Raw genomic sequence first — 13,982 nt, 5'->3', positions numbered from 1 at the left:
TAGTGGCTACAAAAGCGTTAGCAATGAGACAACGGATGAGCCTATGAATTTACTCATTATCATCATGGCGCCACTGTTTGGTGCGTTATTACCTTTATTACTAAAACAAACGCCACGACTGATAAAAACCGGCGTCACACTGCTGATACCGCTAACTGGCATAGCTATTTTATTAAGCTATGCGCCACAAACATTGTCCGGCAACATTCCTAAACATTTCATTGAGTGGCTACCGTCTATTGGTCTCGACTTTGCTATTCGTCTCGACGGCCTCTCACTTTTATTTTGTTCGTTGATACTAGGTATCGGTGTCCTTATTATTGGCTATGCCCACTATTACCTATCTTACGAAGACGACGACTCAAGATTCTATGCCTGCTTACTCCTTTTTATGGCTTCAATGCTCGGCATTGTCATGGCAGACAATATTTTGCTTATGTGGGCGTTTTGGGAACTGACCAGTATTTCTTCATTTCTCCTTATTGGCTATTGGTTTCACAGCAGCGATGCCCGACGCGGGGCTCGTATGGCATTAGCAACAACAGGCGCTGGCGGATTGGCCTTGCTAGCTGGTTTACTGATTATAGGAAACATTGCAGGAAGCTATCAATTTGACGATATCGTTGCATCGGCAGACGTTATAAAGAACCACGAGTATTACACCGCAGCGCTTGTTCTTTTATTGCTTGGAGCTTTTACCAAGTCAGCACAGTTCCCATTCCAGTTTTGGTTGCCACACGCAATGGCAGCTCCAACACCAGTCAGTGCATACTTACACTCTGCTACTATGGTAAAGGCTGGGATATTCCTATTGGCCCGGTTCCACCCGGTCATGGCAGGAACAGAGCTTTGGTTGACCATTGTTACAGTCACCGGCTTAATCACCATGTTAGTCGGCGCTTACTTCGCACTATTGAAGCATGATTTGAAAGGACTGTTAGCATTTTCAACAGTCAGTCACCTCGGTTTGATTTGTATGCTTTTAGGCGTTGGCTCACAAGCGGCGGTTATAGCTGCGATGTTCCATATTATTAATCACGCCTGCTTTAAGGCCGCACTGTTTATGACGGCCGGTATTATTGACCATGAATCAGGCACACGTGATATGCGCAAGCTTCAGGGGTTGATGGGCCTGATGCCAATTACTGCAACCCTGGCTATGGTTGTGGCGGCGTCGATGGCTGGTATCCCACCCTTTAACGGTTTTATGTCAAAAGAACTTTTCCTTGATCAAGCTGCCCAACAGCACTTGTTTGGGGGCTTATCCTGGTTTGTACCGGTTCTTGCCACTGTGGGGGCGGCCCTTTCCGTAGCCTATTCAATTCGTTTTATTCACGATGTGTTTTTTAACGGTGAATATAAGGAACTGCCTAAAAAGCCACATGACCCACCACGCATGATGTCTGCACCGGTTGCATTATTAGCGCTACTTTGTATTGCTATAGGCCTCGCGCCAATGCCAATAGTGTCGGACCTGCTAAATTCCGCAGTGACCGCTGTCACAAACACTCAAACAAACGTCAAGCTCTCATTATGGCATGGCTTTAATATTCCTCTGTTAATGAGTGCAATTGCAGTTGTTGCAGGGATACTAATTTACATTGCCAGAGACCAGTTATTTACTTTCAATAGACAGTTTGACGGTCAGGACGCAAAGCATAACTTTGAACGAATCGTTCAAAAAGCCAGTGATGCTTCATCGCAACTGTTTGACAAATTGGATACGGGCTCTCTGCAACGGTATATGGCGTTTGTTTTAATCAGCGTCATTGTCATATTACTGCCCTCGCTTATTGATATTAGCGCCCTTACCGGCAGCTCACCTCAACAACCGATCGATACCGTTTCGATGGTTGGCGCCATAGTGCTAATCGGAGCCGCTTTCGGAACGGCTACACTGCATCGCAACCGTTTTGTTATGCTTATGATGCTCTCTGTTGTGGGGTTAATGGTTTCGTTAGCATTCGCTCACTTCTCAGCACCCGATCTGGCTATGACCCAATTAGTCGTTGAAGTTGTGAGCATCATTCTGATGATACTGGCTCTCTTTTTTATGCCACAAAAAACGAATAGAGCATCAAGCGGTCACCGAGTTTTTCGCGATATCATCATTGCCAGCTTTATCGGCGGTATTGTCGCCACATTAAACTTCGCAATTTTAACGTCTCCAGCAGAGTCAATTTCCGACTTCTTTATTGCTAACGCGAAAACTGGCGGCGGTGGTACTAATGTTGTCAACGTTATTCTCGTCGACTTTCGTGGCTTTGATACGCTTGGTGAGATAACCGTCTTAGCTATCGCTGCAGCCGGCATACACAAACTGCTTAACAAACTTAAGCCGTTTATGCCTTCAAGTGATGTTGACGGCCGACCATGGCACCGTATTAAACATCCATTAATGCTAACGAACGTCGCCAACTTAATCTTACCGATGGCAATGGTCGTTGCTGTCTATATATTCCTGCGTGGCCATAACTTACCCGGAGGAGGGTTTATTGCTGGGCTTATTGCCGCATCTGCAATGATTCTTCAGTATGTTGCAAATGGCGTTGATTGGGTTAAAGAAAGATTCAATATTAATTATCAATCGCTCATGTCTATTGGGGTCATGACAGCAGCACTCACCGGCCTGGGAAGTTGGCTGTTTAATAAACCGTTCCTCACTAGCTGGTTTACATACTTGGACTGGCCTGTTGTCGGTAAATGGGAATTTGCTACCGCACTCCTGTTCGATTTAGGCGTATTCCTTACAGTTATTGGCGCCACCATGATGATTTTAAGTAATTTCGGCAAAATGACGACACGCCACCGTCCAACTCACGAGGGCAACTAATGGAAACATTATATTCAGTCACCGTCGGTATCCTTACAGCCTGTAGCGTATTTCTTATTCTCAGAGGGCGCTCTTTTCCCGTTGTCGTTGGAATCACGATGCTGTCTTATGCGGTCAATTTATTCTTATTTTCAACTGGTCGATTAACGATAGATGGTGCACCAATACTTGGCACCAGTGACAGTTATGCGGACCCTTTGCCACAAGCGCTAGTACTAACAGCCATCGTAATAGGTTTCGCAATGACCGCTTATTCCATCATTCTGGCCGTTAGAACTCGGGGCGAAGTCGGCACAGATGAAGTCAGTGACAGTAACTCGGAGGACAACCGCTGATGTGGCATCAACACCTAGCGATACTCCCAATTCTTATTCCGCTATTTACGGCGTTATTGCAGTTGTTGCCTTGGGGTGATCGACCGCAGCCCAAAAGACGGGCAATTGGCCTTGGTGCAAGTATTCTGACACTGGTGGCGAGCGCATTTTTGGTTATTGAGGTTAACTCTCAAGAGATGCTGGTCTACTTATTGGGTAATTGGGAGGCACCTTTCGGCATTGTTCTTATGGTTGATAAGCTTAGCGCCATGATGATGCTGCTCACTGCCATACTTGCGCTTCCGGTACTTGTATATGGCTGTTACTCTGAAGACAATCTTGGCTCTCACTTTCATGCACTCTTTCAGTTTCAGATAATGGGCATAATGGGGGCTTTCGCCACAGGTGACTTATTTAACCTATTTGTTTTCTTTGAGGTGCTGCTCATATCTTCTTACGCTCTGCTTATGCACGGTGGCGGTAAGTTTAGAGTAAGGGCGACCCTTCACTATGTCTTATTGAACCTATTGGGTTCCGCTCTTTTCTTGATAAGCGTAGGAACCTTATACGGTGTCACCGGCACTTTAAACATGGCTGATATGGCCGTTAAAATACAGGCGTTAAGTGGCGATCAAGCAGTGCTCGCAAAAGCCGGCGCGCTTATGTTACTCATCGTATTTGGGTTGAAAGCTGCATTACTGCCACTTCATTTTTGGCTACCGCAAGCGTACTCGACAACCAGCGGCGTCGTTGCGGCTCTATTCGCAATAATGACTAAAGTTGGGATTTACTCAATCATTCGTGTCTACACCTTGATATTCGGTGCCGACGCCAACGAACTCGCTCTTGTCGCCCACGACTGGTTGTGGGTAATGGGCTTATTGACTATGCTTGCAGGCGCCGTTGGTATATTGGCCGCTCGTGACCTCCGCTTAATGGTTGCCTACTTGGTTGTTATTTCTGTGGGAACCATATTGACCGCTTACAGCCTGTTCTCCACTCAGACAACCGGCGCTGCACTGTTTTATTTGATTCATTCAACATTTATAACAGGGGCACTGTTCCTTCTTGCAGATGTTATGGCCTTTGAAAGGGGGAAGACCGCTTCCCGCATCGTCTCGGGCAAAAAGATGGCGAACCACTCGACCTATGCAGTCATGTTCCTCGTGTCGGCCGTCGCCATAATTGGACTCCCCCCCCTCTCTGGTTTTGTGAGTAAATTGATGATTCTGGAGTCGGCTAGTGCTAACGGCCATAACTTTTGGTTATGGGCTGCCATTATAGGCGCCACTTTCATTATGCTGGTGGCCGTTACTCGGGCAGGCAGTAAAATGATTTGGCACACACTATCGGGAAAACCATCCGATCAATCGGCGGCTTTGGGTAAACGAATTTCAATCGCAAGTCTATTACTGCTGTCATTATTGATGACTGTATTTGCAAACCCAATACAACAGTACACTCAGTCAGTAGCTGAGCAGCTTGAGCGTACTGAAGACTATCCAAACTGGGTTTTAGAAGCACCGGAGGTGTCAGATGAATAAACTGTTACCGGCGCCCATGTTAAGCCTGTTTTTGCTGGTTATTTGGCTTTTATTGTTTAATTCAGTCAGTGCTGGGGTGGTCTTGTTGGGGCTTATCTTCGCCCTACTTATTCCTATTTTGTTCAAGCCAGCTTGGCCAAGCTTTGCTAGAGTAAAGAAGCCGCACCTAGCCGTTATCTATTTCTTCATTTTGCTTTACGACATTATCATTGCGAACTTTAAAGTTGCTGCGCTAATTGTCGGCAAAAGACGTTCTATTACACCGGCATTTTTCGTTTTCCCGCTGGATATGAAAGAAGAACTGCCGGTAACCATTCTGGCAAGTACCATAACGCTGACGCCAGGTACCGTTTCTTGTGAAATCACTCGCGGGAGAAAAGGTATTTTGATACACGCTTTCTCGGAGGAGGATCCCAACGAGGTAATTAAAATAATTCGTCACCGCTACGAACGCCGATTAAAGGAGATATTCCAATGTTAGGTACCTTACTGCAAATTGCGTTTTTGCTGTTTAGCCTGGCAATACTGATGAATTTCTGGCGCCTCATTAAAGGTCCTGATCTTCCTGATCGGATTTTAGCGTTAGATACTATCTACATAAATTCTCTGGCGTTGCTTTTATTGCTGGGTCTGTATCAAAACACTCAAACCTATTTCGAAGCCGCATTGCTCATTGCGATGTTCGGCTTTGTTGGGACTATTGCCGCGGGTAAGTTTCTCTTACGCGGTGACCTTATAGAATAAAGGATTCATATTATGGATGCGTTAAACGAATTACCTGTATGGAGTCAATGGCTAGTCGGCTTCTTTATTCTACTGGGCGCTGTTTTTGCGTTTATCGGCTCTTTAGGACTCGCGATTCTGCCCGACTTTTTTACGCGACTTCATGCACCAACCAAAAATACGACCCTCGGTATCGGTGGTATTGTTATCGCCACAATTATTGTAATGAGCCTGCAAAATGGACTGTCTTTGAGTGAACTACTCATTGCGATTTTTCTATTCTTAACGGCACCTATTAGTGCTCATATAATGGCCAAGGCAGCTTTACATACTGAGCTTAGAATGTTCCATAAAACCAGAGACCTTCGCAAAGAAGGTGATGCCTACGAGCATGAAAAAACCGACTCCTGAGAGTCGGTTTTTGTTTCTTAACGTTGGTTTCTCTTAGAAGTAATAACCAAAGTTGATATTGAATCGGTTATTAACCTCACCGCTATCTGTAGCTATATTGCCGCCAATAAATGGTTGGTTTTTTGCTCTAACGAAGTCTACATACGTGTAGAAACCACCGCCGGCTGCAACAGCTACGCCTAATACATTCATCCAAGTATCTTCTTGATAACCTGCTTTATCAGTAATAATGCTATGGTCATTGTAGAATGTCAGGCTGGTAATTGGTCCTATTTCTACCGGTAATGTGTACGCAACGTTACCAGTGTAGATCTTCGCCTCAGTTGGAATTGCGTCGTAATAGGCGTAAGCCCCCATATAAACGCCTGTGTTCTCAACATCTAAGTCATACTCATAATCTGCATACTGGAGCTGTACATTCCACGGACCGTTATTGTAGTTACCGTGCGCTCCCCACGCGAAACGATTACCCACATTTTGGTTTTCGAATTGCTGTAAAGCAGAGAAGCCATCCGCCGCACTTCCGGAGTAATAATTGTTACCTTGCGCTGATAAACCAAGTTCTAAATTATGGTCATCACTAAAGGTGAAGATATGTGCGCCACGCAATGCATAACTATTACTCTCACCGATTGGCAACGCCGGCGTGTCATAAGCCCCTTGTCCGGGTGCGCGAATACCTACCGTGTCATAGTTATAACGAGCTGTACGGTCGCTGGTAGAACCATCAACACCACCTTGCTCGTCTGACTTGTGATAAGCAATATCAAAGTGCCAGTCGTCGCTACGGTAGCGTAAACGAACACCGTTGTCGTGTTCGTCTTCTAAACCAACGTAAAAGGTAGAATTAAAGAAATAGCTGTGGGAGTTATAAGGCATATTGCCAAAAGGCACTTTCACCACACCCACCTGGCCTTGCCAGTTGTCAGTGAAGTTGTAACCGAACCACGCATGCTTAACCACATCCATATAATGGAACCAGCGGTACTCAGCAGATAGAATCACGTCACCAATTTCGCCGTCGAAGTTAAGACGGAAGATATCAAAATCTAAGTCACCGCCACGATTTTCATTGCCCGAGTTATAGTCGTTATATTCATATTGGAAACGTACCGCACCATGAATTTTAATCGGCCAGTTTTCATTCTCTTCCGTTTTTTTCTCAAGTTTATCTAAGCGAGCTTGAACGCCTGTATCATAGGCGACGGTACGAGTCCTTGTTGTTTCTTTTGCTGCTGTATCTTTATTCACTTCGCGTTTTTCAACAACAACGAGTTTTTCTTTTTCCTCCTGCTCCTTTTCTGCCAAACGCTTTTCAAGCTCAGCGAGGCGCTCTTTTAGTGCTTGAATTTCATCTTTGACGGAGCCTCCATCTTGCGGAGCTGCAAGCACCGGAGACGCAGCAAGCATAGTTGCGGCTAAGAAAAGACTTTTAGACATACATGTCTCCTTACAGGTAAGGCGTAATGACTACGCTATTTATCTGAAATAATTCTATTTTAAATTCAGATATTTGTACTTACTAAGTAAAGGTTTAGATCAAAAAAAAGGCCTCCGCAAGGGAGGCCTTTTTATTTTCTACTTCGTTATCTGCGTTTAGACAACAGTTGCACGCTCTACAATTTCAACCAATGTCCAAGATTTATTCTTAGACAGAGGACGACATTCGCGAACAATCACGGTATCGCCCTGTTTAACTTGGTTGTCTTCGTCATGCGCGTGTACCTTAGTTGTACGCGTGATGTACTTCCCATAAACAGGGTGTTTTACACGACGTTCAACAGCTACAGTGATGGTTTTATCCATCTTATCGCTGACAACTTTGCCCTGCAGAGTACGAACACGTTTTTCTTCAGCCATTACGCACCTGCCTTCTCATTTAAGATGGTTTTAACACGTGCGATATTGCGACGCACTTGTTTCATCATGTGAGTCTGATTCAGCTGACCAGTTGCCGCCTGCATGCGCAGATTAAACTGCTCACGACGTAGGTTCAGCAATTCTTCTTGCAGCTGCTCAACGGTTTTTTCTTTCAGTTCACTTGCTTTCATCACATTACCGTCCGAGTCACAAAGGTTGTTTTGAAAGGCAGTTTACGTGCCGCCAGGCGGAACGCTTCACGTGCCAACTCTTCAGGAACGCCGTCCATTTCATACAGAACGCGACCTGGTTGAATCTGAGCAACCCAGTATTCAACGTTACCTTTACCTTTACCCATACGAACTTCTAAAGGCTTTTTGGTAATAGGTTTGTCTGGGAATACGCGGATCCAGATTTTACCCTGACGCTTAACGTGACGAGTCATTGCACGACGGCCGGCTTCGATTTGACGTGCAGTCATACGACCACGGTCAGTTGCTTTTAAACCGTATGAACCGAAGCTGACTTTGTTACCAGACTGCGCCAGACCACGGTTGCGGCCTGTGTGAACCTTACGGAATTTTGTACGCTTAGGTTGTAACATATCGTCTCTCCTTACTTACGGTTTTTGCCGCGCTTAGGAGCTGGCTTTTCTTCTGTTGGCAGGCCACCTAAAACCTCGCCACGGAAAATCCAGACCTTCACACCGATGATACCGTAAGTGGTGTTCGCTTCTGAAGTCGAGTAATCAATATCTGCACGTAATGTATGCAGAGGTACACGACCTTCACGATACCACTCAGTACGTGCGATTTCTGCGCCGCCTAAACGACCGCTAACTTCAACTTTGATACCTTTAGCACCTAAGCGAATAGCGTTCTGTACAGCACGCTTCATTGCACGACGGAACATAACTCGACGCTCTAACTGACCAGCAATGTTGTCAGCAACAAGCTGTGAATCCAGTTCAGGCTTGCGTACTTCAGAGATATTGATTTGCGACGGAGCGCCTGTCAATTTCTGAACTTCTTTACGCAGCTTTTCTACGTCTTCACCTTTCTTACCGATAACAACGCCAGGACGCGCAGTGTGAATAGTCACACGAACACTCTTAGCTGGGCGTTCAATTACGATACGAGATACTGATGCGTTACGCAGTTCTTTTGTCAGGAACTTACGTACCTGATGGTCACTGTGTAGGTTATCAGCAAACTCATTTGTATTCGCATACCAGGTTGCATTCCATGGTCTGGAGATACCTAGGCGAATACCATTAGGATGTACTTTCTGACCCATAATTTATCTCCTAGCTATCCGACACGACCACAGTAATGTGGCTGGTGCGCTTAAAGATACGATCGGCACGGCCTTTCGCACGTGGCTTGATGCGCTTCATTGTTGGACCTTCGTCTAAGAAGATCTTAGCAACTTTCAGCTCATCGATGTCCGCACCTTCGTTGTGCTCCGCGTTCGCGATTGCTGACTCTAAAACTTTCTTAATTAAGCCAGCAGCTGCTTTCGGGCTGTATGCCAGGATATCCAGCGCTTTTTCTACTGGAAGTCCACGGATTTGGTCTGCGACCAAACGGCCCTTTTGAGCAGAAACGCGGGCAAATTGGTGTTTAGCAATTGCTTCCATCACTCTCTACCTCTTACCGTTTCTTCGCTTTCTTATCAGCAGCATGGCCGCGATAAGTACGGGTTGGTGCGAATTCGCCCAGTTTATGACCGATCATTTCGTCTGAGACGAAAACCGGAACGTGTTGACGACCGTTGTGAACAGCGATAGTCAAACCGATCATATCAGGGATGATCATTGAACGACGGGACCAAGTTTTAATTGGCTTTTTATCCCCGGCTTCCAACGCTTTCTCCACCTTATTTAGCAGGTGAAGGTCAATAAATGGACCTTTTTTAAGAGAACGTGGCATGTTTAATCCTCAACTCTTATTTGTTGCGACGACGTACGATGAATTTATCAGTACGCTTGTTCTTACGGGTTTTGTAGCCCTTGGTCGGCGTGCCCCATGGACTTACAGGGTGACGACCACCAGAAGTACGGCCTTCACCACCACCATGTGGGTGATCAACTGGGTTCATCGCCACACCACGTACGGTAGGACGAATACCACGCCAGCGGTTTGCACCGGCTTTACCCAATTGACGCAGCATGTGTTCTGCGTTACCAACTTCACCAAGAGTAGCGCGGCCTTCAGCTTGAACACGACGCATTTCACCAGAGCGCAGGCGAATGGTTACATAAGCACCATCACGCGCCAAAATTTGGCAATATGCACCAGCTGAACGAGCCATCTGCGCACCTTTACCAGGCTGTAACTCAACAGCATGCACAACACTACCCACTGGGATATTACGCATTGGCAAAGTGTTACCTGGTTTGATAGGCGCATCTGAACCAGATTGAATGCGGTCACCCACGTTCAAGTTCTTAGGCGCTAAAATGTAACGGCGTTCACCGTCTGCATACAGAACCAAAGCAATGTTTGCTGAACGGTTCGGATCGTATTCAATACGTTCCACTTTTGCAGGAATGCCGTCTTTATTACGTTTGAAGTCGACAATACGGTAGTGGTGTTTATGACCACCGCCGATGTGACGAACCGTAATACGACCGTTATTGTTACGACCACCAGATTTGCTGTTCTTTTCCAGCAATGGTGCGTAAGGCTTGCCTTTATACAGTTCCTGACCAACGACTTTTATCTTGTGGCGTTGACCCGGAGACGTAGGCTTACTTTTAACTACAGCCATGTTTATTCCTCCTGTTACTCAGCGCCGCCAGCGAAGTCAATGTCAGCACCTTCTTTCAAGGCAACATACGCTTTTTTCCAGTCGCTACGTTTTCCGAAACGGAAACCGGTACGCTTGGTTTTACCCTTCACGTTGACGGTACGTACGTTTTTGACTTCAACTTCAAAAAGTTTTTCGACAGCTGCTTTGATTTCGGCTTTTGTCGCATCAACAGCCACTTTGAATACAACCGTGTTGTTGTCTTCAGCAGTCATTGTCGACTTTTCCGAAACGTGAGGTGCTACAATCACATTAAGCAAACGTTCTTCGCGCATCATGATAACACCTCCTCAAGCTGCTTGACGGCGTCTGCAGTCATCAATACTTTTTCGAAAGCAATCAGACTGACAGGGTCAATACCCTGAACGTCACGCACGTCTACTTTATGCAAGTTGCGAGACGCTAAAAATAGGTTCTCATCAACTTCTTTGGTTACGATTAACACATCGTTCATATCCATTTCTTTTAGCTTTGCAGCCAGTTGTTTAGTCTTTGGCTCTTCAACACCAAATTTTTCAACAACAATCAAACGCTCTTGGCGAATGAGTTCAGAAAGGATGCTTTTAATCGCACCACGGTACATTTTCTTGTTAACTTTCTGGCTGTGGTTTTGCGGTTTAGCCGCAAACGTTGCACCACCAGAACGCCAAATTGGACTACGAATAGTACCCGCACGAGCACGACCCGTGCCTTTTTGACGCCAAGGTTTCTTACCGCCGCCTGCTACTTCAGAACGAGTTTTCTGAGCTTTAGTGCCCTGACGAGCACCTGCAGCGTATGCTACAACTACTTGATGGACAAGGGCTTCATTAAACTCACGTCCAAAGGTAGCTTCGGAAACCTCAAGAGCGCCTTTTGCGTCTTTCAATGTTAATTCCATCACTATTCTCCTCAGACGTTATGCCTTGACCGCAGGTTTAACGATAACATCACCACCGGTAGCTCCCGGTACCGCACCTTTGATTAATAAAAGGTTGCGCTCGGCATCGACTCGAACAAGTTCAAGTGATTGCGTAGTGACTTGTTCATTACCCATTTGGCCAGCCATTTTCTTGCCTTTGAATACTTTACCAGGCGACTGGTTTTGACCGATTGAACCCGGCGCACGGTGAGCCAATGAGTTACCGTGAGTAGCGTCTTGCGTACGGAAATTCCAGCGCTTAACAGCACCAGCAAAACCTTTACCTTTAGAGGTACCAGTAACGTCTACTTTCTTAACTTCTGCCAAAACTTCAACAGTCAGCTCTGCACCAACTGCGTAGTCTTCGCCTTCGCCATTTTCCAGGCGGAATTCCCAAAGACCACGACCTGCCTCTGTACCAGCTTTAGCGTAATGACCTGCTAAAGGCTTGGTTACACGGCTTGCTTTCTTCTCGCCTGTGGTCACTTGAAGGGCACGATAACCGTCTGTGTCCTCAGATTTAACCTGAGTCACACGGTTCGCCAGCACTTCGATCACAGTAACAGGAACAGAAGCGCCGTCTTCCTGGAAGACACGCGTCATTCCTACTTTACGACCGACTAGACCTATAGCCATTGTTAAAACCTCTCGTGTGTAATCCTATTACTGCCCACTTAACCCAAGCTGATTTGTACATCAACACCAGCTGCCAAATCTAAACGCATAAGCGCGTCTACGGTTTTGTCAGTTGGATCCATGATGTCAATCAGACGCTTGTGGGTGCGGATTTCGTACTGGTCACGCGCGTCTTTATTCACGTGTGGAGAAATCAGCACGGTGAAGCGTTCTTTCCGTGTTGGCAGTGGGATAGGACCACGTACCTGAGCACCAGTGCGTTTTGCAGTTTCTACGATCTCTGCAGTTGACTGGTCGATCAGACGGTGATCGAACGCTTTCAAACGAATCCGAATTCTTTGATTAGCCATAAATAAATCAAAGCCTCAATAAAAAGAGCATTTAAAAAAGAGCACAGAAAATCGCAACCTCCCTGGCACATACCGGGGGTGCGATATTCTACGTCAACCGTTCAGTCCCCAATCGGGACTGTTGTCGAACCCCAATAAATAATAAGCTTGCGCTTAAAATTCATGGAGTGGCCGCGAATTATACGGATTCACGGCCTTTTGTCAAGGCTTAAAAGCTCTTAATTAGTGCGCCTCGGCGTAGTCTTCGACAGACTTCCAGACACGCATTAAGTTTTCGCCCAGAATCATCTGAATTTCTTTTTCAGAGTAACCTCGGTCGAGCAATCCCTGAACCAGGTTTGGGTAATCGGAAACATCCTTTAGCCCAACCGGTAATGAATCTCCAACGCCGTCATAGTCTGAACCAATACCAATATGCTCGACGCCGATCAACTCTTTTACATGATCGATATGGTCTAAGACAGTTTCCAGTGTTGCATACGGATACGGGTTATTTGCTTCAATCTCGGCGATGCGACGCTTCGCTTCCTCACTGTCTTCTCCGAATTGCTCTTTTACTGCGTTGATACGCTTTTTCATCATGTCGCGGTAACGATTAGCCTGCTTCGCCAAAAATGACGAGCCAAAGTTAATTTGAATGACCCCTTCGTTCTCTGCCAAAGCTTTTAGCATATCATCGCTCATATTTCGTTCGAAGCCAGGCGTGTACTTACGTAACGATGAATGAGAAGCAATGACTGGTACATCACTAATTTCAACTGCCTGATAGAATGCTTCATCAGAAATGTGAGACACATCGACCATGACGCCGACTTTATTCATTTCCTTTACCAGCTTTTTGCCGAAAGGGCTGAGACCATTCCATTTACGACGAATATCATAGGAGGAGTCAGAAATATGATTTGATAACGAGTGCGCTAGAGTAATATAGCGAATACCGCGCTCGTAGAACATGTGCAGGTTATCGAGATCACCTTCGATAGGGGTTCCGTTCTCCATCCCGAGCGCTATCGACATTAGACCTTTTTCTTTGTTTTCACGAATATCTTCTGTGCTGTATGCCATCGCAAACTTGTCCGGCGCACGAGCGACCAAAGCTTCCATACCGTCTATTAGTTCATGCGCCAACTGAATACTGCCACCACTCTCTTCATAAGATGCCGGTATATAAATGGACATAAATGGCGCATCGAGTCCCCCTTCTACCGCTCGTGGGTAATCGAAATCACCGTCTTCGGTCGCAACGGATACATCGTCCCATTTGTCACGGATGCGATACGGAACATCAATATGAGTATCAATAAGCAAATACTCATGTGCCAAATCAATCGCTTTTTCAGAAGCCTGATATTGCGTTTCTTGTTCGTTAGATGATGATTGGCTGGCGGTTGCACAACCCGTTACAGCAACCAAAACGGATGCAGCAAGTAATGACTTTAACATGCGTATTCCTCATTATTGTTTTTAGAGATATACGCAGATTAGCAAAAGTCTATCCTTGTCGCATCATTGATGCGCTCAATCCCATTGCAGCTCCGATAACTAACGTCCCTATTACTGGAGCTGCTAGCCAGCCAACCCACCAAGGCTCAAAAATAA

The 13,982-nt window shown here is 46.0% G+C and carries 19 protein-coding genes; 6 read left to right on the top strand and 13 right to left on the bottom strand.

Translation table 11 applies throughout. The features are described 5' to 3' along the window. Positions 1-43 precede the first annotated feature (43 nt). From CWC33_RS09035 to CWC33_RS09010, 6 genes are read left to right on the top strand one after another with little or no spacing between them, the layout of a single operon-like run. On the top strand, positions 44-2,833 hold the full coding sequence (locus CWC33_RS09035; RefSeq protein WP_100691667.1) for a monovalent cation/H+ antiporter subunit A: 2,790 nt from the start codon (positions 44-46) through the stop codon (positions 2,831-2,833). Further along, positions 2,833-3,168 carry a Na+/H+ antiporter subunit C gene (locus CWC33_RS09030; protein ID WP_058576147.1) on the top strand — a complete coding sequence of 112 codons (336 nt, stop codon included), beginning with the start codon at positions 2,833-2,835 and terminating at the stop codon, positions 3,166-3,168. The genes CWC33_RS09035 and CWC33_RS09030 overlap by 1 nt, the downstream gene beginning before the upstream one ends. Then, positions 3,168-4,691: a monovalent cation/H+ antiporter subunit D gene (locus CWC33_RS09025; RefSeq protein WP_100691666.1), complete on the top strand. Its 1,524-nt coding sequence runs from the start codon at positions 3,168-3,170 to the stop codon at positions 4,689-4,691. Before CWC33_RS09030 ends, CWC33_RS09025 begins: the two co-directional genes overlap by 1 nt. Further along, positions 4,684-5,172, top strand: coding sequence for a Na+/H+ antiporter subunit E (locus CWC33_RS09020; RefSeq protein WP_100691665.1), 489 nt, complete (start codon positions 4,684-4,686; stop codon positions 5,170-5,172). The genes CWC33_RS09025 and CWC33_RS09020 overlap by 8 nt, the downstream gene beginning before the upstream one ends. Beyond that, on the top strand, positions 5,166-5,435 hold the full coding sequence (locus CWC33_RS09015) for a K+/H+ antiporter subunit F (RefSeq protein WP_088767700.1): 270 nt from the start codon (positions 5,166-5,168) through the stop codon (positions 5,433-5,435). The genes CWC33_RS09020 and CWC33_RS09015 overlap by 7 nt, the downstream gene beginning before the upstream one ends. A 12-nt stretch (positions 5,436-5,447) precedes the next feature. Beyond that, positions 5,448-5,825, top strand: coding sequence for a Na+/H+ antiporter subunit G (locus CWC33_RS09010; RefSeq protein WP_100691664.1), 378 nt, complete (start codon positions 5,448-5,450; stop codon positions 5,823-5,825). A gap of 33 nt (positions 5,826-5,858) precedes the next feature. Here CWC33_RS09010 and CWC33_RS09005 read toward each other — a convergent pair whose 3' ends face one another. The 13 genes from CWC33_RS09005 to CWC33_RS08945 form a co-directional block, all read right to left on the bottom strand. After that, positions 5,859-7,265 (bottom strand): hypothetical protein, encoded by a 1,407-nt coding sequence (locus CWC33_RS09005; protein ID WP_100691663.1) that lies wholly within the window; start codon positions 7,263-7,265, stop codon positions 5,859-5,861. Between the two features lie 156 nt (positions 7,266-7,421). After that, on the bottom strand, positions 7,422-7,685 hold the full coding sequence (gene rpsQ / locus CWC33_RS09000; RefSeq protein WP_058576141.1) for a 30S ribosomal protein S17: 264 nt from the start codon (positions 7,683-7,685) through the stop codon (positions 7,422-7,424). After that, positions 7,685-7,876 carry a 50S ribosomal protein L29 gene (gene rpmC / locus CWC33_RS08995; protein ID WP_053954206.1) on the bottom strand — a complete coding sequence of 64 codons (192 nt, stop codon included), beginning with the start codon at positions 7,874-7,876 and terminating at the stop codon, positions 7,685-7,687. The genes rpsQ and rpmC overlap by 1 nt, the downstream gene beginning before the upstream one ends. Continuing rightward, positions 7,876-8,289, bottom strand: coding sequence for a 50S ribosomal protein L16 (gene rplP, locus CWC33_RS08990; RefSeq protein WP_053954205.1), 414 nt, complete (start codon positions 8,287-8,289; stop codon positions 7,876-7,878). Before rplP ends, rpmC begins: the two co-directional genes overlap by 1 nt. An 11-nt stretch (positions 8,290-8,300) precedes the next feature. After that, a complete protein-coding gene (gene rpsC / locus CWC33_RS08985) occupies positions 8,301-8,981 on the bottom strand; it encodes a 30S ribosomal protein S3 (protein ID WP_088767697.1) in 681 nt (226 codons plus the stop codon). Between the two features lie 10 nt (positions 8,982-8,991). Next, positions 8,992-9,324, bottom strand: coding sequence for a 50S ribosomal protein L22 (rplV, locus tag CWC33_RS08980; RefSeq protein WP_053954203.1), 333 nt, complete (start codon positions 9,322-9,324; stop codon positions 8,992-8,994). Between the two features lie 13 nt (positions 9,325-9,337). After that, positions 9,338-9,616, bottom strand: coding sequence for a 30S ribosomal protein S19 (gene rpsS / locus CWC33_RS08975; RefSeq protein ID WP_026860408.1), 279 nt, complete (start codon positions 9,614-9,616; stop codon positions 9,338-9,340). Positions 9,617-9,632: 16 nt separating this feature from the next. Then, on the bottom strand, positions 9,633-10,457 hold the full coding sequence (gene rplB / locus CWC33_RS08970) for a 50S ribosomal protein L2 (RefSeq protein ID WP_088767696.1): 825 nt from the start codon (positions 10,455-10,457) through the stop codon (positions 9,633-9,635). A 14-nt stretch (positions 10,458-10,471) separates the two neighbouring features. Further along, positions 10,472-10,774, bottom strand: coding sequence for a 50S ribosomal protein L23 (gene rplW / locus CWC33_RS08965; protein WP_088767695.1), 303 nt, complete (start codon positions 10,772-10,774; stop codon positions 10,472-10,474). Beyond that, the gene (gene rplD / locus CWC33_RS08960; protein WP_100691662.1) at positions 10,771-11,376 is read right to left on the bottom strand and encodes a 50S ribosomal protein L4; all 606 of its coding nucleotides are present in this window, start codon (positions 11,374-11,376) and stop codon (positions 10,771-10,773) included. The genes rplW and rplD overlap by 4 nt, the downstream gene beginning before the upstream one ends. A gap of 18 nt (positions 11,377-11,394) precedes the next feature. Then, positions 11,395-12,033 carry a 50S ribosomal protein L3 gene (gene rplC / locus CWC33_RS08955; protein WP_088767693.1) on the bottom strand — a complete coding sequence of 213 codons (639 nt, stop codon included), beginning with the start codon at positions 12,031-12,033 and terminating at the stop codon, positions 11,395-11,397. A gap of 38 nt (positions 12,034-12,071) precedes the next feature. Next, positions 12,072-12,383, bottom strand: a complete 312-nt coding sequence (gene rpsJ, locus CWC33_RS08950; RefSeq protein ID WP_008488677.1) for a 30S ribosomal protein S10 — start codon at positions 12,381-12,383, stop codon at positions 12,072-12,074. 222 nt (positions 12,384-12,605) lie between these two features. Beyond that, entirely contained in the window at positions 12,606-13,826 is a 1,221-nt protein-coding gene (locus CWC33_RS08945) for a dipeptidase (protein WP_100691661.1), read from the bottom strand. Positions 13,827-13,982: the final 156 nt, after the last annotated feature.

This window comes from Idiomarina sp. X4, from assembly GCF_002808045.1.
In the GTDB taxonomy this organism is placed as follows: domain Bacteria; phylum Pseudomonadota; class Gammaproteobacteria; order Enterobacterales; family Alteromonadaceae; genus Idiomarina.
Note: the sequence above shows the minus strand (reverse complement) of the source record. Positions and strands in the feature narration are given on the sequence as shown.

Bases quoted from the DNA above. Each gene is read 5' to 3' on its own strand.
- CWC33_RS09035 (WP_100691667.1), top strand. From the start codon at position 44: ATGAATTTACTCATTATCATCATGGCGCCACTGTTTGGTGCGTTATTA.
- CWC33_RS09030 (WP_058576147.1), top strand. From the start codon at position 2,833: ATGGAAACATTATATTCAGTCACCGTCGGTATCCTTACAGCCTGTAGC.
- CWC33_RS09025 (WP_100691666.1), top strand. From the start codon at position 3,168: ATGTGGCATCAACACCTAGCGATACTCCCAATTCTTATTCCGCTATTT.
- CWC33_RS09020 (WP_100691665.1), top strand. From the start codon at position 4,684: ATGAATAAACTGTTACCGGCGCCCATGTTAAGCCTGTTTTTGCTGGTT.
- CWC33_RS09015 (WP_088767700.1), top strand. From the start codon at position 5,166: ATGTTAGGTACCTTACTGCAAATTGCGTTTTTGCTGTTTAGCCTGGCA.
- CWC33_RS09010 (WP_100691664.1), top strand. From the start codon at position 5,448: ATGGATGCGTTAAACGAATTACCTGTATGGAGTCAATGGCTAGTCGGC.
- CWC33_RS09005 (WP_100691663.1), bottom strand. From the start codon at position 7,265: ATGTCTAAAAGTCTTTTCTTAGCCGCAACTATGCTTGCTGCGTCTCCG.
- rpsQ (WP_058576141.1), bottom strand. From the start codon at position 7,685: ATGGCTGAAGAAAAACGTGTTCGTACTCTGCAGGGCAAAGTTGTCAGC.
- rpmC (WP_053954206.1), bottom strand. From the start codon at position 7,876: ATGAAAGCAAGTGAACTGAAAGAAAAAACCGTTGAGCAGCTGCAAGAA.
- rplP (WP_053954205.1), bottom strand. From the start codon at position 8,289: ATGTTACAACCTAAGCGTACAAAATTCCGTAAGGTTCACACAGGCCGC.
- rpsC (WP_088767697.1), bottom strand. From the start codon at position 8,981: ATGGGTCAGAAAGTACATCCTAATGGTATTCGCCTAGGTATCTCCAGA.
- rplV (WP_053954203.1), bottom strand. From the start codon at position 9,324: ATGGAAGCAATTGCTAAACACCAATTTGCCCGCGTTTCTGCTCAAAAG.
- rpsS (WP_026860408.1), bottom strand. From the start codon at position 9,616: ATGCCACGTTCTCTTAAAAAAGGTCCATTTATTGACCTTCACCTGCTA.
- rplB (WP_088767696.1), bottom strand. From the start codon at position 10,457: ATGGCTGTAGTTAAAAGTAAGCCTACGTCTCCGGGTCAACGCCACAAG.
- rplW (WP_088767695.1), bottom strand. From the start codon at position 10,774: ATGATGCGCGAAGAACGTTTGCTTAATGTGATTGTAGCACCTCACGTT.
- rplD (WP_100691662.1), bottom strand. From the start codon at position 11,376: ATGGAATTAACATTGAAAGACGCAAAAGGCGCTCTTGAGGTTTCCGAA.
- rplC (WP_088767693.1), bottom strand. From the start codon at position 12,033: ATGGCTATAGGTCTAGTCGGTCGTAAAGTAGGAATGACGCGTGTCTTC.
- rpsJ (WP_008488677.1), bottom strand. From the start codon at position 12,383: ATGGCTAATCAAAGAATTCGGATTCGTTTGAAAGCGTTCGATCACCGT.
- CWC33_RS08945 (WP_100691661.1), bottom strand. From the start codon at position 13,826: ATGTTAAAGTCATTACTTGCTGCATCCGTTTTGGTTGCTGTAACGGGT.